This is a genomic window from Tistlia sp., from assembly GCF_040905785.1.
Classification (GTDB): domain Bacteria; phylum Pseudomonadota; class Alphaproteobacteria; order Kiloniellales; family DSM-21159; genus Tistlia.
The window spans coordinates 27,292-51,463 of the sequence record NZ_JBBDQW010000069.1 but is presented as its reverse complement, the minus strand read 5'-3'; the positions used below and the strand labels follow the sequence as shown (position 1 = coordinate 51,463).

21 protein-coding genes and 1 tRNA gene are annotated in these 24,172 nt (G+C 71.7%); 12 read left to right on the top strand and 10 right to left on the bottom strand.

Translation table 11 applies throughout. The features are described 5' to 3' along the window. The first annotated feature begins 34 nt into the window (after positions 1-34). Positions 35-2,803 (top strand): formate dehydrogenase subunit alpha, encoded by a 2,769-nt coding sequence (gene fdhF, locus WD341_RS15695; protein ID WP_368426419.1) that lies wholly within the window; start codon positions 35-37, stop codon positions 2,801-2,803. 5 nt (positions 2,804-2,808) lie between these two features. Next, the gene (locus tag WD341_RS15690) at positions 2,809-3,987 is read left to right on the top strand and encodes an ankyrin repeat domain-containing protein (protein WP_368426418.1); all 1,179 of its coding nucleotides are present in this window, start codon (positions 2,809-2,811) and stop codon (positions 3,985-3,987) included. Between the two features lie 161 nt (positions 3,988-4,148). Here WD341_RS15690 and WD341_RS15685 read toward each other — a convergent pair whose 3' ends face one another. Continuing rightward, the gene (locus WD341_RS15685; RefSeq protein WP_368426417.1) at positions 4,149-5,090 is read right to left on the bottom strand and encodes an aminotransferase class IV; all 942 of its coding nucleotides are present in this window, start codon (positions 5,088-5,090) and stop codon (positions 4,149-4,151) included. 173 nt (positions 5,091-5,263) lie between these two features. On the opposite strand from WD341_RS15685, the gene WD341_RS15680 reads away from it, so the two are divergent. After that, positions 5,264-5,352, top strand: a tRNA-Leu gene (locus tag WD341_RS15680). Positions 5,353-5,436: 84 nt separating this feature from the next. Continuing rightward, complete coding sequence (locus WD341_RS15675) at positions 5,437-7,788, top strand: glucose/quinate/shikimate family membrane-bound PQQ-dependent dehydrogenase (protein WP_368426416.1); 2,352 nt, start codon at positions 5,437-5,439, stop codon at positions 7,786-7,788. 6 nt (positions 7,789-7,794) lie between these two features. Here the strand turns inward: WD341_RS15675 and WD341_RS15670 are convergent, their stop codons facing one another. Further along, positions 7,795-8,784, bottom strand: coding sequence for a YihY/virulence factor BrkB family protein (locus WD341_RS15670; protein WP_368426415.1), 990 nt, complete (start codon positions 8,782-8,784; stop codon positions 7,795-7,797). Between the two features lie 191 nt (positions 8,785-8,975). Between WD341_RS15670 and WD341_RS15665 the strand changes: the two genes are divergently transcribed. After that, positions 8,976-9,824: an SDR family oxidoreductase gene (locus tag WD341_RS15665; protein WP_368426414.1), complete on the top strand. Its 849-nt coding sequence runs from the start codon at positions 8,976-8,978 to the stop codon at positions 9,822-9,824. A gap of 114 nt (positions 9,825-9,938) precedes the next feature. Here WD341_RS15665 and WD341_RS15660 read toward each other — a convergent pair whose 3' ends face one another. From WD341_RS15660 to WD341_RS15650, 3 genes are all read right to left on the bottom strand, one after another. After that, on the bottom strand, positions 9,939-10,157 hold the full coding sequence (locus WD341_RS15660) for a hypothetical protein (RefSeq protein WP_368426413.1): 219 nt from the start codon (positions 10,155-10,157) through the stop codon (positions 9,939-9,941). Positions 10,158-10,491: 334 nt separating this feature from the next. Further along, on the bottom strand, positions 10,492-11,019 hold the full coding sequence (locus WD341_RS15655) for a hypothetical protein (protein ID WP_368426412.1): 528 nt from the start codon (positions 11,017-11,019) through the stop codon (positions 10,492-10,494). A 19-nt stretch (positions 11,020-11,038) separates the two neighbouring features. Further along, positions 11,039-11,494: a group III truncated hemoglobin gene (locus WD341_RS15650; protein ID WP_368426411.1), complete on the bottom strand. Its 456-nt coding sequence runs from the start codon at positions 11,492-11,494 to the stop codon at positions 11,039-11,041. Positions 11,495-11,598: 104 nt separating this feature from the next. On the opposite strand from WD341_RS15650, the gene WD341_RS15645 reads away from it, so the two are divergent. Beyond that, a complete protein-coding gene (locus WD341_RS15645) occupies positions 11,599-12,069 on the top strand; it encodes an Rrf2 family transcriptional regulator (protein WP_368426410.1) in 471 nt (156 codons plus the stop codon). On the opposite strand, the gene WD341_RS15640 is transcribed toward WD341_RS15645, so the two are convergent. The 4 genes from WD341_RS15640 to WD341_RS15625 form a co-directional block, all read right to left on the bottom strand. Further along, positions 12,057-12,917 carry an amidohydrolase family protein gene (locus WD341_RS15640; protein ID WP_368426409.1) on the bottom strand — a complete coding sequence of 287 codons (861 nt, stop codon included), beginning with the start codon at positions 12,915-12,917 and terminating at the stop codon, positions 12,057-12,059. The two genes, WD341_RS15645 and WD341_RS15640, sit on opposite strands and share 13 nt — an antisense overlap. 8 nt (positions 12,918-12,925) lie before the next feature. Continuing rightward, entirely contained in the window at positions 12,926-14,071 is a 1,146-nt protein-coding gene (locus WD341_RS15635; protein WP_368426408.1) for a mandelate racemase/muconate lactonizing enzyme family protein, read from the bottom strand. A gap of 8 nt (positions 14,072-14,079) precedes the next feature. After that, positions 14,080-14,988 carry a 5-dehydro-4-deoxyglucarate dehydratase gene (kdgD, locus tag WD341_RS15630; protein ID WP_368426407.1) on the bottom strand — a complete coding sequence of 303 codons (909 nt, stop codon included), beginning with the start codon at positions 14,986-14,988 and terminating at the stop codon, positions 14,080-14,082. A gap of 268 nt (positions 14,989-15,256) precedes the next feature. Then, a complete protein-coding gene (locus tag WD341_RS15625; protein WP_368426406.1) occupies positions 15,257-15,997 on the bottom strand; it encodes a FadR/GntR family transcriptional regulator in 741 nt (246 codons plus the stop codon). A gap of 156 nt (positions 15,998-16,153) precedes the next feature. Here WD341_RS15625 and WD341_RS15620 point away from each other — a divergent pair, with 156 nt between their 5' ends. The 4 genes from WD341_RS15620 to WD341_RS15605 all read left to right on the top strand — a co-directional run bounded on the left by WD341_RS15620 (position 16,154) and on the right by WD341_RS15605 (position 19,986). After that, on the top strand, positions 16,154-17,143 hold the full coding sequence (locus WD341_RS15620; RefSeq protein ID WP_368426405.1) for a TRAP transporter substrate-binding protein: 990 nt from the start codon (positions 16,154-16,156) through the stop codon (positions 17,141-17,143). A gap of 87 nt (positions 17,144-17,230) precedes the next feature. Next, positions 17,231-17,854, top strand: coding sequence for a TRAP transporter small permease (locus WD341_RS15615; protein ID WP_368426404.1), 624 nt, complete (start codon positions 17,231-17,233; stop codon positions 17,852-17,854). 3 nt (positions 17,855-17,857) lie between these two features. Next, on the top strand, positions 17,858-19,138 hold the full coding sequence (locus tag WD341_RS15610) for a TRAP transporter large permease (protein WP_368426403.1): 1,281 nt from the start codon (positions 17,858-17,860) through the stop codon (positions 19,136-19,138). Between the two features lie 53 nt (positions 19,139-19,191). Continuing rightward, the gene (locus tag WD341_RS15605; RefSeq protein ID WP_368426402.1) at positions 19,192-19,986 is read left to right on the top strand and encodes an NAD-dependent epimerase/dehydratase family protein; all 795 of its coding nucleotides are present in this window, start codon (positions 19,192-19,194) and stop codon (positions 19,984-19,986) included. Positions 19,987-20,469: 483 nt separating this feature from the next. Here WD341_RS15605 and WD341_RS15600 read toward each other — a convergent pair whose 3' ends face one another. Then, positions 20,470-20,925 (bottom strand): hypothetical protein, encoded by a 456-nt coding sequence (locus WD341_RS15600; RefSeq protein ID WP_368426401.1) that lies wholly within the window; start codon positions 20,923-20,925, stop codon positions 20,470-20,472. Between the two features lie 704 nt (positions 20,926-21,629). On the opposite strand from WD341_RS15600, the gene WD341_RS15595 reads away from it, so the two are divergent. Next, positions 21,630-22,832, top strand: a complete 1,203-nt coding sequence (locus WD341_RS15595) for a winged helix-turn-helix domain-containing protein (protein WP_368426400.1) — start codon at positions 21,630-21,632, stop codon at positions 22,830-22,832. Between the two features lie 105 nt (positions 22,833-22,937). Next, positions 22,938-23,912 (top strand): TAXI family TRAP transporter solute-binding subunit, encoded by a 975-nt coding sequence (locus WD341_RS15590; protein WP_368426399.1) that lies wholly within the window; start codon positions 22,938-22,940, stop codon positions 23,910-23,912. Positions 23,913-24,172: the final 260 nt, after the last annotated feature.

Below are 24,172 nucleotides of genomic sequence, written 5' to 3'. Positions count from 1 at the left end.
GCCCGCGGCGCCAAGGCGAAGGGCCCGGCTGGCGATGACAGAGACCATCGAGTTCACCCTGAACGGCGAGACCGTCGAGGCGCTGCCCGGCGAGACGATCTGGCAGGTCGCGGCGCGCCGCGGCCTCGAGATCCCGCACCTCTGCCACAGCCCGGAGCCGGGCTACCGCCCGGACGGCAACTGCCGGGCCTGCATGGTCGAGGTCGAGGGCGAGCGCGTGCTCGCCGCCTCCTGCATCCGCGCGCCGGCGCCGGGGATGGTCGTCAAGACCGCGAGCGAGCGGGCGGCGAAGGCGCGCGCGCTGGTCTTCGAGCTGCTGGTCGCCGACCAGCCGGCGCGCGCCACGGCGCACGATCCCGAGAGCAAGTTCTGGTCCTGGGCCGACCGGGTCGGCGTCGCCGCGAGCCGCTTCCCGCGCCGTACCTCGACGGCGCCCGACGCCAGCCACCCGGCGATGGCGGTCAACCTGGACGCCTGCATCCACTGCAATCTCTGCGTCCGCGCCTGCCGCGAGGTCCAGGTCAACGACGTCATCGGCATGGCCTACCGCGGCCACGGCGCCAAGGTCGTCTTCGACTTCGACGATCCCATGGGCGACTCGACCTGCGTCGCCTGCGGCGAGTGCGTCCAGGCCTGCCCGACCGGTGCGCTGATGGAGGCCAACCTGCTCGACGCCGCCGGCACCCGGCAGGTCTTCCCGGACCGCACGGTTGACAGCCTCTGCCCCTACTGCGGCGTCGGCTGCCAGACCAAGGTCGGCGTCAAGGACGACCGTATCGTCCAGATCGACGGGCGCAACGGCCCGGCCAACCAGAACCGGCTCTGCGTCAAGGGCCGCTTCGGCTGGGACTACATCGAGCACCCGCACCGCCTGACCCGGCCGCTGGTCCGGCGCGACGACGCGCCCAAGCGGGGCGACGACCAGGTCGACCCGGCCAATCCCTGGACGCACTTCCGCGAGGCGAGCTGGGAGGAGGCGCTGGACCGCGCCGCCGTCGGTCTGAAGGCGGTCTTCGAGCGCGAGGGGCCGAAAGGCCTGGCCGGCTTCGGCTCGGCCAAGGGCAGCAACGAGGAGGCCTATCTCTTCCAGAAGCTGATCCGCACCGCCTTCCACAGCAACAACGTCGACCACTGCACGCGGCTCTGCCACGCCTCCTCGGTCGCCGCCCTGATGGAGGGCATCGGCTCGGGCGCCGTGACCGCGCCCTTCACCGCCGCCGGCGACGCCGAGTGCATCGTCGTGATCGGCGCGCGGCCGGCGCAGAACCATCCGGTCGCGGCGACCTACATCAAGCAGGCGGCCAAGCGCGGCGCCAAGCTGGTGGTCATGGACCCGCGGCGCCAGAACCTGTCGCGCTACGCGACCCACACGCTGCAGTTCAAGCCGGGCACCGACGTCGCCCTGCTGAACGCCCTGCTCCACGTCATCGTCGAGGAGGGGCTCTACGACCGCCAGTACGTCCAGGCCCACGTCAGCGGCTTCGAGGCGCTGGCCGAGAAGGTCAAGGACTTCCCGCCGGAGAAGATGGCCGAGGTCTGCGGCATCGACGCCGGCGAGCTGCGCGAGGTCGCGCGGCTCTACGCCGGCTCCCAGCGCTCGCTCATCTTCTGGGGCATGGGCGTCAGCCAGCACGTCCACGGCACCGACAACGCCCGCTGCCTGATCGCGCTGGCGCTCTCGACCGGCCAGATCGGCCGCCCCGGAACCGGCCTGCACCCGCTGCGCGGCCAGAACAACGTCCAGGGCGCCTCCGACGCCGGCCTCATCCCCATGGTCTTCCCGGACTACCAGTCGGTCGAGAATCCCCAGGTGCACGCGCGCTTCGAGGATTTCTGGGGCAGCGAGCTGGACCCGAAGAAGGGCCTGACCGTGGTCGAGATCATCGACGCGATCCTCGCCGACGAGATCAAGGCGATGTACGTCCAGGGCGAGAATCCGGCGATGTCTGACCCCGACCAGAACCACGCCCGCAAGGCGCTGGCGCACCTGGAGCACCTGGTGGTCCAGGACATCTTCCTGACCGAGACCGCCTGGCACGCCGACGTCGTGCTGCCGGCCTCGGCCCACGCCGAGAAGGTGGGCAGCTACACCAACACCAACCGCCAGGTGCAGATCGGCCGCCCGGCCGTGCCGCTGCCCGGCGAGACGCGCCAGGACTGGTGGATCATGCAGGAGCTGGCCCGACGCCTGGGCCTGGACTGGAGCTACGCCGGTCCGCACGAGGTCTTCGCCGAGATGGCCCAGGTCATGCCCTCGCTGAAGAACATCACCTGGGAGCGCCTGGAGCGCGAGGACGCCGTCACCTACCCCTGCGACGCGCCCGACCGGCCGGGCAACGAGATCATCTTCGCCAGCGGCTTCCCGACCGCCGACGGCCGCGGCCGCATCGTGCCGGCCGACCTGGTGCCGCCCGACGAGATCCCCGACGCCGACTACCCGCTGGTGCTGACCACGGGGCGGCTGCTCGAGCACTGGCACACCGGCTCGATGACTCGGCGCGCCGGCGTCCTCGACCAGCTCGAGCCGGCGCCGGTCGTGTCCATGAACCCGCGCGAGATGGAGCGCAAGGGCTACCGGGCCGGCCAGGAGGTGCGCGTGACGACCCGGCGCGGTTCGATCGAGCTGATCCTGCGCGCCGACCGCGACGTGCCCGACGGGCTGATCTTCATTCCCTTCTGCTTCGCCGAGGCGGCGGCCAACGTGCTGACCAACCCGCAGCTCGACCCCTACGGCAAGATTCCCGAGTTCAAGTTCTGCGCCGCCAGGCTCGAGCCCGCCGGCCAGGCCGCGGCGGCGGAGTGACCGCGGTGCGGGCGGCAGCGGCGCTGGCCGGCCTGCTGCTGCTCGCGCTGCCCCTGGCCCTTCCCGCCTCGACGGTCCCGGCCGCCGCGCAGTCGGCGCCCGACCTGATGCTCTACCGGGCCGCGGAGATCGACGACGCCGAGATGGCGGCCTTCGCGCTCGAGCGAGGCGCCTCGCCGGCGGTCCGCGATCCGCGAGGCCGCACGCCGCTGCTGCGCGCCGCCGAGGCGAACGCCGCCAAGGTCGCGGCCCTGCTGCTCGAGCGCGGCGTCGATCCGGGCGAGGCGACGCCCGACGACGGCTGGACCGCCCTGCACTATGCCGCCTACCACGGCTGGCCGAGCGTCGCCGAGGTGCTGATCGCGGCCGCGGCGCCGCTCGAGGCGCGGGAGGCCGACCACGGCAACACGCCGCTGCTGCTCGCGGCGCGGCGCGGCCATGGGCTGCTGGTGGCGCAGCTGGTCGCCGCCGGCGCCGAGCCCGACGCCCGCGACCGGTCCGACGCCAACACGCCGCTGATCAACGGCGCCTTCTCCGCCGACCCCCTGCCGATCCTGGCCGAGCTGCTGGTCGCCGGCGCCGACCCGGCCGCCGCCGCCAGGGACGGCACCACGGCGCTGATCGCCGCCGCCGACCGCGGCCATGCCGACGCCCTCGGCCTGCTGCTCTCGAACGGCGCCCTGCTGGAGGCGCGCACGGAGCGCGGCGAGACCGCACTGATGCGCGCCGCGATCCAGGGCCGCCCGGCGGCGCTCCGCGCCCTGGCCGAAGCCGGCGCCGACCTCGAGGTGCGCGATGCCGCCGGGCTGACGCCGCTGATCGCCGCGATACGCCAGAACGACTTCGAGACGGTCGCGGTCCTGATCGAGCTCGGCGCCGACGCCGAGGCCCCGGGTCCCGGCGGCCGCCCGCCGGTCGTCGCCGCCGCGCGCGCCGGCGACGCGCGCCTGCTGGCCCGCCTGCTGGCCGCCGGCGCACCCGCCGACAGCGCCGACGACCAGGGCAACACCGCGCTCATGTTCGCCGCCAACAACTGGTTTCCCTCCGGCGTCGCGCTGCTGCTCGAAGCCGGCGCCGACCCCAACCGCGTCGCCGACGACGGCTGGACCGCCCTCGAGGCCGCCCGCATGGTCGGCGCCGACGACATCGTGAAGCTGCTGAGGGAGGCCGGGGCGCGGGAGTAGGGCTTCGCGCGCCACGCTTCGCGCTACGCGCCGAGCTCCGCTCGGTTCGACAGGCTCACCATGAAGCGACGGATGGGTTCGCGCATGCGTCAGGTCGTGCTTCATGGTGAGCCTGTCGAACCACGAAGCGTGATCGGGTGCGAGTGGGCGGGACCTCCGCCCTACCCCGCCAGCGAATAGTCGACCGCCGTGCTCCAGGCCGGGTCCCCGTGCTTGTCCCAGTAGAGTGCCGTCACCTTCGCGGTGATCGGGCCCGGCCGGCCGTCGCCGACCGGCTGGCCGTCGAGGCGGGTGATCGGCATCGGGCCGCCGGCGGTCGAGGTCAGGAAGATCTCGTCGCTGGCCTTCAGCGCCTCTACCGACAGGGGCGCCGCCTCGGCCGGGATGCCGAGCTCGGCGCAGAGCTCCAGGGCGGTGCGGCGGGTGACGCCCTGCAGCACGCCCCGGCCCGGCGTCGTCGCCCGGCCGTCCTTGACCGCGAAGAGGTTGAAGCCCGGCCCTTCGGTGACGTTGCCGGCGCCGTCGGTCAGCACGACGTTCTCGCGGCCGGCGTCGTAGGCGGCGTAGAGGCCCATGACCAGGTCGAGCCAGTGGTAGTTCTTGACCGTGGGGTCGACCGATTCGGGCGAGATCCGCGGGATCGCGGCGATGTGGACGTCGAGGCCGCGGGCGCGCTGCTCCTCGCTGGCGATCCAGCCGAAGGGGATGGCGAAGGCGAAGAAGCGGTTGCGCGCCTCGCGCGGGTCGCGGCTGAAGGTCGGCGAGTGGCCGCGGGTGCAGACCATCTCGACGTAGGCGTCCCGGAAGCCGGCCTTGGCGACCAGGGTGTGCAGGATGCGCTCCAGCTCGGCGCGCCCGACCGGCAGCGTCATGCGCAGCGAGGCCACGGAGTTCAGGAAGCGCTCGACGTGGGCGTCGAGCCGGAAGAAGCGGCCCTGCCAGACGTGGACCACGTCGTAGGTCGCGTCCGAGCGCAGGAAGCCCCAGTCGAGCACCGGGATCCTGGCCTGGTCCATCGAGGTGTAGGCGCCGTCGATGAAACAGACGCCCGGCGGGAAGACGGTCTCGTCCTGCGGCTCGGGCTGTTGCAGGCTGTCTGGCATGGCGGCGGCTCCCGGCGGTGGACCGGCCGCCAGCCTAGCGAAGCCGCCGGCGCTGCGGAAGCCGCTCCGGACCGACAGGGGACTGTGGCATGGCTCGCCCCGCTTGCGCTCCGGTCCGCCGCCGTTGCACAAGGAAGCCGACCGCCCGCCTCTTGTCGTCCGGGCGGTCCTGGGGCCGCGTGGTGGAATCGGTAGACACAGCAGACTTAAAATCTGCTTCGCGGTAACGCGAGTGCCGGTTCGAGTCCGGCCGCGGCCACCAGCGCCTCCTGCCGCTTGCGGGCGGAACCAAGCGGCAGCCCCGCCGGTTGGTCTCGTGCAAGGATTGCACGCGGAAAGGGGCATTATGGTCGTCGGCACGGCACTCGTCATCGCGCTGCTCGGGCTCGGCCTGCTCGGCGGCGGCCTCTGGCTCCTCCTGCTCGGCGGATCGCCCTACTACCTGGCCGCCGGACTCGGCTTCCTGGTCACCGCCGGGCTGCTGTTCGCGCGGCGGCCGGCGGCGCTCTGGGTCTTCGCGCTGGTTGTCGCGGGCTCGCTGGCCTGGGCGGTCTGGGAGGTCGGCTTCGACTGGTGGCAGCTGGCGCCGCGCGGCGACGTCATCGCGCTGATCGGCCTGTGGCTGCTGATGCCCTGGGTCGCCGGCCGCCTGCGCCGCAGCGAGCAGGCGCCGCGGCCGGGGGCCCTGTCGGCGGCCGGGCTGCCGCTCGCCCTGGCGGTGGTCGCCGCGCTCGGCGTCGGCGTCTACGCCCTCGCCACCGACGATTGGGGCATCCGCGGCAGCCTGCCCGAGCGGCAGGCCGAAGCGGCCTCGGGGCGCGCGCTCGCCGAGGGCATTCCAGAGGCCGACTGGCCGCACTACGGCCGCACGCCGGGCGGCAACCGCTACGTGCCGCTGGCGGAGATCACGCCGGCCAACGTGACCGAGCTGGAGCAGGCCTGGTCGTACCGCACCGGCGACCTGCGCGGCCCCGGCGATCCCGTGGAGACGACCTACGAGGTGACGCCGATCAAGGTCGGCGACACGCTCTATATCTGCACGCCCCATTCGATCGCCATCGCCCTCGATCCCGTGACCGGCGCCGAGCGCTGGCGCTTCGACCCAGGGGCCGACAAGAACAGCGACCGCCAGCACCAGACCTGCCGCGGCGTCTCCTACTACGAACCGCCGAACCTGCCCGACGGCACGGCCTGCCCGGCGCGCATCTACCTGCCGACGGCGGACGCGCGGCTCTTCGCCCTCGACGCCTCCAGCGGCCAGCCCTGCCCGGGCTTCGGCGAGGAGGGTGCGGTCGACCTCTGGGCCAACATGCCGAACGTCAAGGCGGGCTTCTACTACTCGACCTCGCCGCCGGCCGTGGCCGAGGGCCTGGTGGTGATCGGCGGCGCGGTCAACGACAACGTCTCGGTCAACGATCCCTCGGGCGCGATCCGTGCCTACGACGCGGTCAGCGGCGCCCTGGTCTGGAACTTCGACCCGGGCAATCCCGAGGCGATCGAGCCGATCGCCGAGGGCGAGACCTACACGGCCAACTCGCCGAACGCCTGGGCGCCCCTCAGCGTCGACGCCGAGCTCGGCTTGGTCTACCTGCCGCTCGGCAACGCGCCGCCCGACCAGTGGGGCGGCGATCGTACGCCCGAGACCGAGCGCTTCTCCTCCTCGGTCACCGCCCTCGACCTGGCGACCGGCGAGGTCCGCTGGGTCTTCCAGACCGTGCACCACGACCTCTGGGACATGGACGTGCCGGCGCAGCCGCAGCTCGTCGACCTGCAGCGCGGCGGCGAGACGGTGCCGGCGCTGGTCCAGGCGACCAAGCAGGGCGAGATCTTCGTCCTGGACCGGCGGACCGGCGAGCCGATCCTGCCGGTCACCGAAGTGCCGGCGCCACAGGGGGCCGCGGCGGGCGACTTCACGGCCGAGACCCAGCCCGTCTCGGCGATCTCCTTCAACCCGCCGCCGCTCGACGAGCGTGACATGTGGGGCCTCACGCCCTTCGACCAGCTGGCCTGCCGCATCGCCTTCCGGCAGCTGCGCTACGAGGGTCGTTACACGCCGCCCTCGACCCAGGGCACGATCGTGTATCCCGGCAACTTCGGCTCCTTCAACTGGGGCGGCGTCGCGATCGACCCGCTGCGCCAGGTGATCGTTGCGACGCCGGTCTACTTCGCCTTCACCACGCGACTGATCGAGCGTGCCGACGAGACGACCAACTACGTCTCCGACGGCGCGCCGGGGCTCAACGAGAACTACGGGGCGCCCTTCGCCGCCGCCATGGCGCCCTTCACCTCGCCGCTCGGCTTGCGCGTGCCCTGTCACGCGCCGCCCTGGGGCACCATCGCCGGTATCGACCTTGAGACCGGCGAGACCGTCTGGCAGCACCGCAACGGCACGATCCGCGACCTCTCGCCGCTGCCCCTGCCCTTCGAGCTCGGCGTGCCCTCGCTCGGCGGCCCGATAATCACCGCCAGCGGCCTGGCCTTCATGAGCGGGACCCTGGACTACTACCTGCGCGCCTACGAGGTGACCGACGGGGCCGAGCTCTGGCGTGCCCGCCTGCCGGCCGGCGGCCAGGCGACGCCGATGAGCTACCGCGGCGCCGACGGCCGGCAATACGTCCTCGCCGTCGCAGGCGGCCACGGCTCGGTCGACACCAAGGCCGGGGACTGGATCATCGCCTATGCGTTGCCGGAGCGGTAAACCACCTCAGCCCGGCTTGACGCCGACCGGGCCGTGCGGCGCCGGCTCGGAGCGCTCGCCGGCGACGTGGTCGGCGGCGTAGGCGCCGCGCTCGCCCATGGGCCGCTCGGGACCGACCGTGGTGTCGCGCGCGGTCTGCAGCTCGAGCTGGCAGTTCAGCTCGGCGCCCAGGCAGATCGCGTAGCCGGTCAGCCAGAACCACATCAGCAGGATGACCACCGCGCCGAGCGCGCCGAAGGTCTCGTTGTAGTTGGCGAAGTTCGCGACATAGATCGAGAAGCCCGCCGAGGCGATCAGCCACAGCAGGGTCGCGACCACGGCGCCGGGCGTCACCCAGCACAGCCGCGCATCGCGCCGCGACGGGCCCCAGCGGTAGAGAACGGCGAGGCCGACCATGACCAGGACCAGCATGCCGCCCCAGCGCAGTGCGGCGAGCGCCAGCGTGGCGGCGAATCCGAGGTCGAGAAAGGCGAGCAGCGCCGGTGCGACGGCGACCGCGGCGATCGCGGTCAGGCCCATCAGGATCGCGCCCACGGTCAGCGCCAGGGCGACGAGGTTGAGCTTGAACCAGCCGCGCCGCTCGGTCTCGCCGTAGGCGATGTTCATGGCGGCCATCAGCGACTTCACGCCCTTGGTCGAGCTCCAGAGCGCCAGCAGCAGGCTGAAGGCGGCGCCGAGGCTGAGGGCATTTGCGGGGCTGCTCGAAACTTGCGTCAGCTGGTCGTCGAGGATCTCGTAGGCGGCCGGCGGAATGACCCCGCGCCAGGCGGCGAGCTGCTCGCGGACCACGGCGGGATCGGCCACCGCGCCCCAGATCATGCCGGCCGCGGCGAGCGCCGGGAAGATCGCCAGGAAGGCGTAGAAGGAGACGCCGCCGGCGACGATCCCGATATTGTCGCGGCCGATCTCGTCCTTGACCCGCCAGATCGATTGCAGCCAGCCCCGCGGGGGAATCTTCCCCGGCTGGTCGGCACTGCGGCCGGATCGATCGGTCAAAGGCTCGTTCCTGTCCAAGGGGAGAGGCTGGGCGAGGGGCTCGCCCGCAGAACCTTTCCTCCGCCGCGAAGGTTCCGCGCCGCCTGGGCGGGGCAGCCGGCGAAGGAACGCCGGCGGCGCGCCGGCGTCCTACAGGCAGACCCTTCACCGGGCGCTCGCCCCCACGAGCGGCCCCAGCCCAGAGGAACCCGATGAACGAGCACCTGCAGCCCCCTCAGCAACAGGACCAGCCCGGCGACGAGCGCGAGATGACGCCGGAGCCGGACTGCCGCCCGCGCTTTCCCGGCAGCGGCAGGCTGGCCGACAAGGTCGCGCTGATCAGTGGCGGCGACAGCGGCATCGGCCGCGCCGTCGCCCTGGCCATGGCCCGCGAAGGCGCCGCCGTCGCCATCCTCTACCTCGACGAGACGGAGGACGCCGAGGACACCGTGCGGCTGGTCGAGGAAGAGGGCCGCCCGGCCCTGGCGATCGCCGGCGACATCGGGGACGAGGCCTTCTGCCGCGACGCCGTGGCGCAGACGCTCAAGCGCTTCGGGCGGCTCGACGTCCTGGTCAACAACGCGGCGGAGCAGCACGAGACCGACGACTTCGCCCAGTTCGACACGGCCCAGATGGAGCGCACCTTCCGCACCAACATCTTCAGCTTCTTCTATCTGACCAAGGCGGCGATGCCGCACCTGAAGCCCGGCGCGGCAATCGTGAACTCGACCTCGATCACGGCCTACCAGGGCCACAAGACGCTGATCGACTACGCCGCGACCAAGGGTGCCATCGTCGCCTTCACCCGCTCGCTCTCGCAGGCGCTGGTCGACAAGCAGATCAGGGTCAACGCGGTCGCGCCGGGCCCGATCTGGACGCCGCTGATCCCGGCCTCCTTCGGCCCCGAGAAGGTCGCGCAGCACGGCAAGTCGTCGCCGATGGAGCGGGCCGGGCAGCCAAACGAGGTCGCCCCCTGCTACGTCTTCCTCGCCTCGGAGGAAGCTTCCTACATGACCGGCCAAGTCCTGCACCCCAACGGCGGCCGCGTCGTCGGCTCCTGATTTCGCGCAGCGCGGTCGCCGCACAAGAAGACCCCGGGCGCAGCGGCGCCCGGGGTCAAACTCTCTGGGTCGGGATCTGGCTGGGTCGGTAACGGGGAAGCCGAGCCGGGCCTGCTAGCCTTCGGCGGCGGCAACCGCGTCGGCATCCGGGGCGGGCGCGGACCGCGCCCGGCCGTCACGCCCGTTCCGGATGCAGGTCCGGGCCGCCGCCAGCCGGCGCAGCGTGAGGCGGAGCTCCGCTTCCTCGACCCCATCGCGCTGCATCACCAGCCGGACGATCGGATCCGCCAGCATGTCTTCGACAGTCGGCTCTGCGAACACCGGTGTAGTCATGATGAAGCCTCGCTCTTCCTGGTGGCCACTGCCTCCCGACCTCCACTGTCGCCTTCTTTTACGGCGATGTCGTGTCGAACGGATGTGACTTTTTGTATCTTCGGTCGCATTTCCTTTTCCGCAAACGCTCGCAATACGAGCGCCCCCCCCTCCGCGAGTGCCTTGGATTGCTGCTCGGCCTAGCGGCTCGGGCCGCCGGGCGCTCGCCGTGGGTTCGAGGGGCGGCCGCGCCGGAGCCCGCCGTGCCCTCCGCCCCTGTCCTTGGAACAGGCAAGGGTGACGATGGTTCCGTCCGGCAACTGCCTGCGGCGACGGGTGGCGCGGCGGTGTCGCTTCAGCGCGCGGCCGCGATCGCCAGCGCCGTACCGGTCGCCGCCAGCGCGAGGGCCACGGGGATCATGGCCATCTGGGTCGTCGCCTCGCGGCCGTGGATGGCGCCGGTCCAGGTCTCGACACGGCTCCGGGCGAAAGCCCCGAAGCCTCCGGTGCGGCGCGCGCGCTGCGGGAGGGGACGCGAGCGCCACATGACCAGGGGCAGGCCGCCGTAGACGAGCAGGAAGCTGAGGGACACGCCGACCATCATGAGGGCCTGCGGCGCTGCCGCGAAGGCGAGGCCGTAGACGCCGACGATCCAGAGGGCGGCGCCGAAGATGATGGCGTAGCAGGCCGGGTGGAGCTCCTCGCCGAGGCTGCGCTCGTTGGAGGGTGCGGCGGACACGAGATCGTTGGCGGGCGCCGGAGCGGGGCCGCGCGGGACCTCCAGGATCCGGGTGCGGGGCTGCACCGGGGCAGAGGGGGTCTCCGGCGGCAGGCGGTCCGCCTCGAGGCCTTCGGCCGGCAAGCGTTCGGCAAGTCCTTCCATCGTTCCATCCTTTCCAGTGTCAGCGGCTCGACTCGCCCGGCGAGGCGGCCCCGAAGGCGGGCGACAGGCCGGGCCTGTAGAAGAGGGCGAGCTGCAGGCTCTCGGCGATGCGCTCAGCGCGGACGACGAAGATCTCGGCGACCTCCGGCTCGCAGAGCGCTTCGGCGGTTTCGCGGAACAGCCCCAGCCAGATCTCGAAATGATGCGGCGCAACGCCCGACAGGCGCTGATGCGCCGGCACCGGCTTGCCCTTGTAGCGGCCGGTCATCAGGGTCACCGACGACCAGAAGGCGAACATCTTCTGCAGATGCGGCTCCCAGCTCTCGCCGAGCGCCGCGGCGAAGATCGGGCCCAGCTCGGGGTCCCGGGCGACCCGGCCGTAGAAGGCCCGGACCAGCCGCTCGATCAGCGCTTCGTCGATCCTCGGATGGACGGGCAGCCGCAGGGGGTTGGGGTGCAGAGGCGCTTGTTCCATGAGGTCGTCTCAAACAGGTAGTGAAAATGCATCTTTTGCGAGGCTATTGCCGACGCCGCCCAAAAGCAATACCTATGATGCATCTTTTAACCGCCGGCGCCCCCATGCAGCTCACCCGCCACAGCGACTACGCCCTGCGCCTGCTGATGCGCCTCGCCATCGAGCCGCGCGGCCTGGTCACCATTCAGGAGGTCGCGAGCGACTACCGCATCTCGCGCAACCACCTGATGAAGATCGCGCTCGAGCTCGGGCGCGAGGGCTTTATCGAGACCGTGCGCGGGCGCGGCGGCGGCCTGCGTCTCGGCCGGCCGGCCGCCGAGATCTGCATCGGCGCGGTCGTGCGGACCACCGAGGACAGCTTCGCCCTGGTCGAGTGCTTCGACGCCGCGCACAATCGCTGCGTCATCACCGGCGCCTGCCGCCTACGCGGCGCGCTGCGCGAGGCCCTCGAGGCTTTCGTGGCGGTGCTGGACGGCTACACGCTGGCGGACCTCGTGGCCCGCCCCGATGCCCTGTGGAGCAGCCTCAGGGCGCCGGCCCCCGCCCTCCCCGCAGGCGCGTCTCAGAATCCGTAAAGGCGCGCCGGGTTGTCGACCAAAATCCCTCGCCGCACCGTCTCGTCGGGCGCCCACTCGAGCAGCACGTCGAGCAGGTCGACGTCGTCGGGGTAGCGCTCGCGCGGCACGCCGACGTGGGGCCAGTTGCTGGCCCAGAGCATCCGCTCCGGCGCCGCCTCGACCAGCGCCCGGGCGAGCCGCCCGACGTCGCGGTAGTCCGGCGCCCCGCTCTGCGAGGTCTCGTAGGCGGCCGACAGCTTGACGTAGCAGTTGCCCCGCTCGACCAGGCCGAGCAGGCAGCGGAAGGCGGCATGGTCGAGCGCCACCGGCTCCAGGAACTTGCCGACGTGATCGACGACGTAGGGCCCCTCCAGGCGCTTCAGGACGGCCTCGTGGTCGGGCAGCTGGCGCCCGTCGAGCTGGACGATGACGTGCCAGCCGAAGGGCCGGACCCGCGCCGCCACGGCCTCCAGCCGGTCGAGCCCGACGGCGCCGCCCGGCAGGTTCATGATGCGCGCGCCCAGCACGCCGGCAGCGGTCATGCGCTCCAGCTCCGCCTCCGGGGTCTCAGGCGTCACGGCGGCGATGCCGCGGGCGTCGCCGCCGAAGTCGGCCAGCGCCTCGAGCAGGCAGGCGTTGTCGAGCTGGTAGGCGTTGCTCTGCACGACCACGGCCCGCTCCAGCCCCAGCCACTTCTGGAAGCGGCGGTAGTCGGCGACCGTCGCCGGCGCCGGCATCGGCGGCCCGCCCGGCTGGCCGGCGTGGCCCTCGCTGAAGATGTGGATATGGGTGTCGGTGGTTCCCGGCGGCGTCTTCAGCTTGGGCGCGCGGCCGGCCAGCGGGCGCGGGGCCTGGGTCTCGGACATGGTCTCTCCTATCCCTCCGGTGCCCTGTAGCGCGCCAGGGCGGCGCGGTCGATCTCGATGCCGAGGCCGGGGCCGTCGGGCACCGCGACCAGGCCGTCGCGCTGCTCGATCGGCACCGTGAGCACGGCCTGGCGGAAGGGGTTGTCGGTCCGGTCGAACTCGAGCAGCGGCTGGCGCGGCTGGTGGCGCGGCGGCGAGTCCGGCAGCACGGCGAGGAACTGCAGGGCGGCGGCCAGGGCGACGCCGGTGCCCCAGACGTGCGGCACCAGGCGCAGGCCGAAGGTCTCGGCCAGGGTCGCGATGCGGCAGGCCTCGGAGAGGCCGCCGACGGCGCAGACGTCGGGCTGCAGGATGTCGAGGACGCGGCCGGCCACGGCGTCGCGGAAGCCCCAGCGGGTGAACCAGGTCTCACCGCCGGCGACCGGGATCGGCTGGCCCGCCTTGACCGCCCGGTAGCCCTCCAGGTCCTCCGGCACGACCGGCTCCTCGAACCAGGCGATGTCGCAGGCCGCCGCGGCCCGCCCCAGGGCGATCGCCTCCAGGGCATCGTAGCCGTGGTTGGCGTCGATCATCAGGCCGGTGCCGGGCCCGATCGCCTCGCGCACCGCCCGGATCGCCGCCAGGTCCTCGGCGACGCCGTAGCCGATCTTGATCTTGACCGCCCCGAAGCCCTCGCGGACGTAGCCCGCGGTCTCCTCGGCCAGATAGGTCGGGCGGTCGCCCGAGGCACGCCGGAAGCCGCCGGTCGCATAGGCCGGCACCTGGCTGCGGAAGGCGCCGCCGAGCAGCCGGTGCACCGGCGCGCCGAAGTGCCGGCCCTTGAGGTCCCAGAGCGCGATCTCCAGGCCGGAGAGGGCGGTGACCACCAGGCCGCGCTGCCCCTGGTCGCGGAACTGGCTGTAGAGGTGCAGCCACAGCCGCTCGTGGTCGAGGGCGTCCCGTCCGACCAGCAGCGGCGCCATGGCCGCGACCACGGCGGCGTTGAGGCGCATCGGCCCGAGGCACTCGCCCCAGCCGGAGGTGCCGTCCTCCGTGACGACCTCGACCAGGCAGTGAGCGCGAGAGTCGAAGCGGGAGAAGGCCGATTCGAAGGGAGCCTCGAGCCGGTGCTCGAGCAGGTGCGTGCGGATCTCGGCGATGCGGGTCGAGGCCATGGCGCAGCCTAGCCTCGGCAGTGGGCCCGGACCAGCGGCGCCAGCAGCTCGTGCTCGACCTCGGTCAGGTCGGTCAGCGGCGGGCGCACCGGCCCGCAGTCGCGCCCGGCGAGCCGCAGGCCCGCCTTGATGATCGAGACGGCGTAGCCCGGGCTGCGGTCGCGGATCGCGGAATAGGGATAGAAGAAGCCGGTCAGCAGCTCCTGCAGGGTCGCGCGGTCCTGCTCGCCGAGCGCCCGGTGGAAGGTCAGCGCCATCTCCGGCGCGAAGTTGAAGATCGCCGAGGAGTAGGTCGAGACGCCCGCGGCGTCGTAGGCCTCGGCGTAGAGCTCGTGGGTCGGCATGCCGCCGATGTAGACGAGCCGGTCGCCGAGGCTGGCGGTGACCTGGCGCACCGTCGCGATGTCGCCCGAGCCGTCCTTGAAGCCGATCAGGTTCGGGCAGGCCTCGGCCAGGCGCGCCAGGGTGTCGGCCTTGAGGATGGCGTTGTCGCGATTGTAGACGACGACGCCAATGCGGATCGCGCCGCAGACCGCCTTGACGTGGGCGAAGAGGCCCTCCTGCGAGGCGCCGACCAGGTAGTGCGGCAGCAGCAGGATGGCGTCGGCGCCGGCCCGCTCGACGCCCTCGGCCAGCTCGCAGGCCATGGCGGTGCCGTAGCCGCAGCCGGCGATGATCGGGACCGCGCCCGAGACCTCCTTGGCCGCCCGCGTCGCCTCGCAGACCTCGGCGGGGGTCAGCGAGAAGAACTCGCCGGTGCCGCCGGCGGCGAAGAGGGCCGCCGCCTCGAAGCCGGCGAGCCAGCCGACGTGGGCACGGTAGCGCTCAAGGTCGAATGAGAGGTCGGCGCGGAAGGGGCTGACCGGGAAGGACAGCAGGCCGCTGGCGATGCGGGCCTTGAGGGCAGCGTGATCCATGGTTCGGGGTCCGGTCTGGAGGAATGCGCCGCGAGCGGCGCGCCGGGAGCTGCCGGTACGATATGTCCTCCTCCCGCCCAGTCAAGTCATATGATGACTTCGCGGGCTGGGCCCTTGCGCTCTCATGGTTCGACAGGCTCACCATGAAGCGACGGCGAAGCCTGTGGCGTCCCACCCGTCGCTTCGTGGTGAGCCTGTCGAACCACGCAAGCGCAAGGGCGAACCACGCAAGCGCAGCGGCCGCACCGCCGGCGGCCGTCGCCAGCTCCTACCGCGCCTCGCGACGCAGGCGCTGGTAGCGCTCCAGGCTGCCCTTGAGGTGGATGCGCATGGCCTCGCGGGCGGCCTCGGCGTCGCCCTGGCAGATGGCGGCCATGATGGTCTCGTGCTCGCCCTGCAGCTGGCGCACGTAGGCCGGCGTGCGCACCGGGGAAGCACCGCGGTCGGAGAGCTGCGAGCGCGGGATGGTGCGTCGCCCGAGGAACTCGAAGAACTCGCCGAAATGCCGGTTGTTGGTCGCCTCGGCGATCGCGAGATGAAAGGCGAAGTCGGCGTCCTCGGCCGCCTCGCCGCGCGCGATGGCCGCGGCGATCTCTTCGTAGCGCTCGCGGATCTTGGCCTCCTGGGCCGGCGAGCGGCGCTCGGCGGCGAGGCCCGCCGCCTCGATCTCGACCGCGGCGCGCAGCTCCAGCGTCTCGATTACCGAGGAGATCTTGCCGGCGTCCTCGCTGAGCAGGCTGAGGCCCGAGCTCGGACGCACCGCCTCGCGCACGAAGACGCCGATGCCCTGGCGCGGCTCGACCAGGCCGTCGGCGCGCAGGCCGGCGATCGCCTCGCGCACCACCGTGCGGCTGACGCCGAGCTGCCGGATCAGCGCCTGCTCGGTGGGCAGCTTGTCGCCAGGCTGCAGGCCGCCGCTGCCGATCCGCTCGCGCAGGTCCGCGATGACCATCTGTGTCAGGTTCCGGCGCGGCCGTGTCGCCGGCCGCCGGGCCGCAAGTTCCGTCATTCCCCTCTCCGAGTCGGCTCTCGATACTGCAGCCCACTATAGCCGCTCGCCGAGATTGACGCTGGTCAGGCTAATTCATATGATGTCTGATGTCTAGAACGCCGGGCCGACAGCCGCCTGCTGCCGCAAACCGGGCTCACGAGGGAGGAAAGTAAAATGCGCAAGACAGGACTGCTGGGCCTCGCCGCCGCGGCGCTGACCGCCGGCCTGCTGCTGGGTGCCGCGACCGGCCAAGCCAAGGAGTGGCGCGGCTGGAACATCCACGTCCCCGACTACCCGGTCTCCCTGGGCATGGACGCCTTCGCCGAGATGATCGCCGAGCGCTCGGACGGGCGCCTGACCGCCAAGACCTACCATTCCGGCGTGCTCGGCGACCAGCCCGACGCGATCGAGCAGGTCCGGCTCGGCGGCATCGACTTCGCCGTCTTCAACCTGGGCCCGATGGGCCAGGTCGTGCCGGCGACCAACGTCGTCTCGCTGCCCTTCATCTTCAAGAACCTCGACCACATGCACCGGGTCATGGACGGCCCGATCGGCGAGGAGCTCAGCGCCGCCATGGCCGAGAAGGGCCTGGTCGCCCTCGCCTGGTACGATTCGGGTGCGCGCTCCTTCTACAACACCAAGCGGCCGATCGAGACGCCCGACGACGTCAAGGGCATGAAGATCCGGGTCATGAGCAACGACCTCTTCGTCGGCATGATCGAGGCGATGGGCGGAAACGCCACGCCGATGGCCTTCGGCGAGGTCTACCAGTCGCTGAAGACGGGGGTCGTCGACGGCGCCGAGAACAACTGGCCGTCCTACGAGTCGACCAACCACTTCGAGGTCGCCGGCTACTATTCCAACTCCGAGCACCTGATCATCCCGGAGTGCGTCTGCATCAACAAGGCGCTCTGGGACTCGCTGTCGGCCGACGACCAGGCGCTGGTCAGGCAGGCGGCCCGCGAAAGCGCGGACCTGCAGCGCAAGCTCTGGGCCGAGCGCGCGGAGGCGAGCCGCGACAAGGTCGTGGCCGCCGGCGTCAAGTTCAACGAGATCCAGGACAAGGCGGCCTTCCAGGCGGCCATGGAGCCGGTCCATGCGGCCTTCCTGGAAAAGAACCCGGAGCTGAAGGAACTGGTCGAGAAGATCAAGGCGACCGACTGAGCCTGCTGCGATGACGCCCGGCCGGACGAAGCCCGTCCGGCCGGGCTTCTGCCCGACCCTCCTGCCCTGCCCCGGACCGCCCGCCTCATGACCGACCCTCTCGAGCCGCGCCTGGCGCCCAGCGGTCCCGAACGGGCGCTCGACCGCGCGCTCGACGCCCTGGCGCGCCTGGTCACCCTGGTCTCGGGCTGCTGCCTGGTCCTGCTGATCGCGATCTTCGGCTGGCTGGTGTTCGGCCGCTACGTGCTGAACGAGACGCCGACCTGGGCCGAGCAGCTCGGCCTGCTGCTGATCGTCGTCATCACCTTCCTGTCGGCCGCGGTCGGGGTCCACGAGCAGCGCCACCTGTCGGTCGACTTCCTGCGCGACGCCCTGCCGCGCGGGGCACGGCGCACCCTGATGGTGGTCGGTGACCTGGTGATGGCCGGCTTCGGCCTGCTGATGGCCCTGCACGCCTGGCACCTCGTGGTCTTCAAGTGGTCCTCCTCGATTCCCCTGCTCGACCTGCCCGAGGGCCTGCGCAGCCTGCCCCTGACCGTTTGCGGCCTGCTGCTGGTGCTCTTCGCCGGCAGCCGCGCGCTGCGCCGCGCGCTCGGCCGCTATCCCTGGCAGGACGATCACCTCCTGGAGTCGCTCGGCGCGGCGCCGCCCGAGGGCGCGCCGCTGGCGCCGCCGACCTTCGAGGCCCCCCGCGCCGAGCGGCGGCGCTGAGCCATGGGCCTCGCCCTGCTGCTCGGGATCTTCGCGGTCGGCGTCGTCATCGGCGTCCCGGTCGCCTTCGCGCTCGGCGTCGCCGCGGTCGCCGCCTTCGCCTACGAGGGGCTGCCGCTGCTGATCGCCTTCCAGCGCATCCTCTCGGGCATCTCGGTCTTCTCGCTGCTCGCCATTCCCTTCTTCATCTTCGCCGGCGAGCTGATGCTGCACGGCGGCATCGCCCAGCGCCTGGTGCAGCTGGCCGCCGCGGCGGTCGGCTCGCTGCGCGGCGGGCTCGGCCAGGTCAACGTCTTCTCCTCGATGCTGTTCGGCGGCATCTCCGGCTCGGCGGTCGCCGACGTCTCGGCGCTCGGCTCGATCCTGATCCCGGTGATGAAGGAGAAGGGCTACGACGCCGACTATGCGGTCAACGTCACGGTGACCTCCTCCCTGGCCGGCATCATGATCCCGCCGAGCCACAACATGATCCTCTACGCGGTGGCGGCGGGCGGCGGCATCTCGGTGTCGAAGCTGTTCATCGCCGGCATCGTGCCCGGCGTCATCATGTGCATCTGCCTTGCCGTCGCCGCCTACCTGGTGGCGGTCCGCCGCGGCTATGCCGCCGAGCGCTTCCCCGGGTGGCGCAGCCTGCTGCTCAGCGCGGCGACCGCGATCCCCGGGCTGTTCACCGCCGTGATCATCGTCGGCGGCGTGCTCTCCGGGATCTTCACGGTGACCGAATCCGGCGCGATCGGCGTAATCTACGCGCTCGCCGTCACGACACTGGTCTACCGCCAGCTCAGCTGGGCGAAGTTCCGCATCGCTGTGCTCTCGGCGGTGCGCACCACGGCGATGGTCATGATCCTGGTCGGCTGCGCCACCGCCTTCGCCTACCTGCTGGCGCTCTACCGGGTCCCCGAGCAGCTGACCGGCGCGCTGACCGCGATCTCCAGCGACCCGATCGTGATCCTGCTGATGCTCAACGTCATGCTGCTGGTGCTCGGCATGATCATGGACATGGCCGCCCTGATCCTGATCTGCACGCCGATCTTCCTGCCGGTCGTGGCCTCCTTCGGCATGGACCCGATCCAGTTCGGCATGATCCTGATGATGAACCTGGGCCTCGGCCTCTGCACGCCCCCGGTCGGCGCCTGCCTGTTCGTCGGCTGCGCCATCGGCGGCGTCAGGATCGAGCGCGCCGTGGTCACGATCTGGCCGTTCTACCTGGCGATCCTGACGGCCCTCATGCTGACCACCTTCATCCCGGCGATCTCCCTGACCCTGCCCGGCTGGATCGGTTAGCTTGGATTTCTCATACTGGAAGAGACGCCGGCAACCACCGCGGGAGAGCTTCGATGAATCGTCTTCTGATCACCGGCGCGGCCGGCAGCCTGGGCCGCCTGCTGCGCGAGCGCCTGGCCGGCTACGCGAGCGTCCTCAGGCTCTCCGACATCGCCGACCTCGGCCAGGCCGGCCCCGGCGAGGAGCTGGTGCCCTGCGATCTCGCCGAAGCCGCCGCGGTCGACAGCCTGGTCGAGGGCTGCGACGGCATCGTCCACCTGGGCGGCGTCTCGGTCGAGAACACCTTCGAGAACATCCTGCAGTCCAACTTCCGCGGCACCTACAACCTGTTCGACGCCGCCCGGCGCCACGGCGCCCCGCGCATCCTCTTCGCCAGCTCCAACCACGCGATCGGCTTCCACCGCCGCGAGGATAGGCTCGACGGCGGCTCCAGGCAGAAGCCCGACAGCCTCTACGGCCTGTCGAAGGCCTACGGCGAGAACCTGGGCAGCTACTACTTCGACAAGTTCGGGCTGGAGAACGTCGCGGTGCGCATCGGCTCCTGCTATCCCGAGCCCAAGGACCGCCGGATGCTGGCGACCTGGCTGAGCCCCGACGACTTCGTGCGCCTGGTCAAGCGCGTCTTCGAGGCGACGCGAGTCGGCCACACGGTGCTCTACGGCGCCTCGGCCAACCGCGAGCAGTGGTGGGACAACGGCCATGCCGCCTTCCTCGGCTGGGTGCCGCAGGACAGCTCCGAGCAGTTCCGCGCCAAGGTCGAGGCCGCCCACCCGCGCCAGGACCCCGACGACCCCGCCGTGCGCTTCCAGGGCGGCAGCTTCGCCGCCGCGGGCCACTTCGAGGACTGATCGGCGGCCGGGCGGCCGGTTGCCCCATGCCGGAGACATGGCGGACAGGTCGCCCGGCGCCACCGTCGCTTCATGGTGAGCCTGTCGAACCATGCGAGCGCCGAGACCCGGCCGCCAGGGTGCCCCTGCGATAGTGCACCTAGCCCCGAAGCGCCCACACCCTGTCGGCCGGTGCGCGGGGCGGCGATCAAGCCCTTCCTGCGCAGCCTAGTTGCTGCCCATCGCATGTCATACTGCCAAGTGTAGAACAGCGGCCCCGAGGCGCGGAGTTCGGGTTGACGTCGCGCCCAAATGAATTCTGCCACCTGGAGGATGCTGGCCTCACCGCCGTGGTGCTTCAGGGCTTCCACTACCCAGTCTCCGAGGTCGTGCCGGGTTGCCATGACACTGCTCCACTGGAAGTAAGGAATTCAACGCTAGGTGGTCGAGTTCGATTCGGCAAGTGGGCGGCAGCTTCGCCGTCGCGGGCACTGCGAGGACTGTTCAGCGGCCGGGCGGCGGCGGGAAGCGGTCGAGGAAGGCCCGCGCCCGCGACAGGGGGTCGCGTAGGAACTGTGAAGGCTCGCGCAGCCGGAGCCCATCGTACTGCCGCGACTTCGGCTCCGAGATCAGCACCTCCGTCGGCAGCTCTACGAACGTCGCGTCCCATCCCGGCCACCACCTGCGGGCCTTGTCGAAGGTGTGGTCGAGATAGCGCCGGCGCTCGGCGTAGCCGTGGTAGTCGAAGGTCCAGTCGGCCGTCGCGACGAAGATGTGGTTGCTGGCGTGACCTCGCGCGGGTCTGAGCCAGAGCGCGCGCGCGCCCGAGCCGCCATAGCGCTCCATGAAGGCAAAGGCCAGGATATGGCAGGCGCCGCACGCGAAGAAGACGCGGTCCGGCAGCGCCCACCGCTTGGCCTGATCGGACTTGTCGTAGCCCGGCGTCCCGATCCTGTACATGCCTCCTGATCCTGCACATGGGACGGGGATGCAAGCGCGGCGGGCGAAGCGCGATTGTCGGCGCCCCCGGCCAGGGGCGGCAGCGGCGGGGTTCCTGCGCTTGCATGGTTCGACAAGCTCACCATGAAGCGACGGGCGGGCAGGTGCAGGCGGCGCGGCAGCTTCGAGGACTGATCGGCGGGCGGCCTTGCCGGCAACCCCCTGCCGGAAGGCGGTGGGACAGGGCACTCGGCGCTACCGTCGCTTCATGGTGAGCTTGTCGAACCATGCGAGCGCCGAGACCCGGCCGCCAGGGTGCCTCCGCCGCCCCGCCCCTGCACCTGCCGCCTCCGGCAAGGGGCGGCAGCGGCAGGGTTCCGGCGCTTGCATGGTTCGACAAGCTCACCATGAAGCGACGGGCGGGCGGGCGCAGGCGGCCCGGCAGCTTCGCCGCTGCGGGGCACGTCGAGGATCGATCGGCGGCCGGCCGGCCGGCTGCCCCCTGCCGGAGTCAGGGCGGACAGGCACCCGGCGGCCCCGTCACCCGGCGCCACCGCAACCCGGCGCCCCCGTCGCTTCATGGTGAGCCTGTCGAACCATGCGAGCGCCGAGACCCGGCCGCCCGGGGTTGCTCCGCCGCCCCGCTGCCGTTCGCGCACGGGCTAGGGAATCGGCGGACGCTCGGCTAGGCTGCCGTACCGCTTTCGTTCCCAGAGCTCCCGGCCATGCCCAGCGACAGCCTGCCCCTCGTCACCAACCGCCAGGCGCGGCGCCTGCTGCTGCAGGCCCAGGGCCTGGCCGAGCCGCCGAACCGCAAGCTCGACCTCGCGGGGCTCCAGGACCTGGTCGAGCGGCTCGGATTCGTCCAGGTCGACTCCATCAACATCGTCGAGCGCGCCCACCACCAGATCCTCTTCTCGCGCAACCAGACCTACCGGCAGAAGCAGCTCGCCCGCCTGCTCGAAGGCGAGCGCAGCCTGTTCGAGAACTGGACCCACGACGCGGCGATCCTGCCGAGCCGCTTCTGGACCTGGTGGCAGCCGCGCTTCGAGCGCGAGCGCGAGCGCCTCGCCGGCCGCTGGCGCAACTGGCACGGCGCCGACTTCGAGAGCTACATCGGCCATGTCGCCGCGCGGGTCGCCGCCGAGGGCCCGCTGATGGCCCGCGACTTCGGCGCCTACCGGCCTAAGGGGTCGCAAGGCTGGTGGGACTGGCATCCCGAGAAGGTCGCGCTGGAGTACCTCTGGCGCACCGGCGTCCTGGCCGTGGCCAGGCGCGTCGCCTTCCAGAAGGTCTACGACCTCGCCGAGCGGGTGATTCCGGCAGCGCACCGGGGACCGCCGCCCGACGGGCAAGCCTTCCGCGACTGGAACTGCCGCAGCGCCCTGGAGCGCCTGGTCTTCGCGACCCCGGGCGAGATCGCCCGCTTCTGGGACGCGCTGAGCCCGGCCGAGGCGACCGCCTGGTGCCACGAGGCCCTGGCCGCCGGCGAGCTGGTCGAGGTCGCGGTCGAGGGCGCCGACGGCGGCCGGCGCGCCGCCTTCGCCTTCGCCGGCCTGCCCGAGCGCCTGGCGGCCGAGCCGGAGGTCTGCCAGCCGCCCGCCCGCCTGCGCGCGCTCAGTCCTTTCGACCCCCTGATCCGCGACCGCCAGCGCCTGGAGCGGGTCTTCGGCTTCGACTACCGCATCGAGGTCTTCGTGCCGGCGCCCAAGCGCCGCTACGGCTACTACGTCTTCCCGCTGCTCGAGGGCGAGCGCCTGGTCGGCCGCGCCGACCTCAAGGCCGACCGCCGGGCCGACACCCTGAAGGTCCAGGGCCTGTGGTGGGAGCCGAAGGTGCGCGCCGCCCGCGGCCGCACGGCGGCGCTGGAGGCCGAGCTCGAGCGGCTGCGGCGCTTCGCCTGCGTCGGGCGGGTCGCGCTGCCCTGAACGGCGCGGCACCGCCTGGCACCGGCGGGACCGCGCTCCTTTCCCTGCCCCGGCGAAATCCGCTATGCCTGCCTGCAGTCAAGAAACCTTCAGGGGAGACGACCCATGGACAGCAGCAGGCGCGCCCTTGCGCGCGGACTCTTCGGCGGCCTCGCGCTGCTCGCGGCGGTTGGCCTCGCCGCCGAGACGGCCCGGGCCGAGACGCGGGTGACCTACAAGTCGGCCAAGTCGACCTCCTCCTACTACCAGATGGGCGTGCAGATCGCCGAGGCGGTCGCCCGGGCGACCGGCGGCGAGATCGTCGTCAGCGGCGAGGAGAGCCAGGGCTCGGTGCAGAACGTGAAGGAGGCGGCCAAGCGCGGCGGCTCCTACGTCTTCACGACGCCGCCCGGCCTGGTCAAGCTGGCCGCCGGCGGCAAGGCGATGTTCGAGGGCGACGACACCGCGCCCTACCAGGAGATCCGCGGCCTCTTCCCGATCCCCTTCCTAACCATGCACCTGGTCGTGCGCGAGGACGCCGGCATCGACGGCTGGGATGACCTGGCAGGCAAGACCCTGCTGATCGGCAAGGGCAGCTTCGGCGCCAGCGAGGGCGCCAAGTACCTCGGCCTGTTCGGCCTGGAGGGCAAGGTCGAGCTGGCCGACGCCGAGCTGAACTCGGCGGTGCCGGCCCTGCAGAACGGCCAGATCGACGGCTTCGTCACGGCCGGCAGCCACCCGGCGCCCAACGTCATGGAGGCCGCCGCCGGCACCGGCATCAAGCTGCTCTCGATGAGCGACGAGCAGATCGCCCTGACCGGGCGCGACAAGCTGGTGATCCCCGCGGGCACCTACGACGGCGTCGAGACCGATGTCGCGACCACGACCCTGCCGGTCGCGGCCTACGCCACGGCGGCCATGGCGGAGGAGACGGCCTACCAGCTGACCAAGGGCTTCTGGGAAGCCAAGGCGGAGATGGCCGAGACCGCGCCCTGGTGGGACGCCATCACGCCGGACCTGCTGGCGGTGCTCGGCGCCGAGCTGCATCCCGGGGCGGCGCGCTACTACAAGGAAGCCGGCATCGAGCTGCCGGCTTCCTGACCGCGGAGCCTGCGCCGGCGGCCCCGACCGTGCGCTTCATGGTTCGACAGGCTCACCACGAAGCGACGGGAACTTCGGCGCAGGCCCCTCACGCTTCCTGGTTCGACAGGCTCACCATGAAGCGACGGGGACGTCGGCGCAGGGCTCTCATCGCTTCGTGGTTCGACAGGCTCGCCCATGAAGCGACAGGGGCTTCGGCGCAGGCCTCTCCATCGCTTCCTGGTTCGACAGGCTCACCATGAAGCGACGGTTGGGTCAGC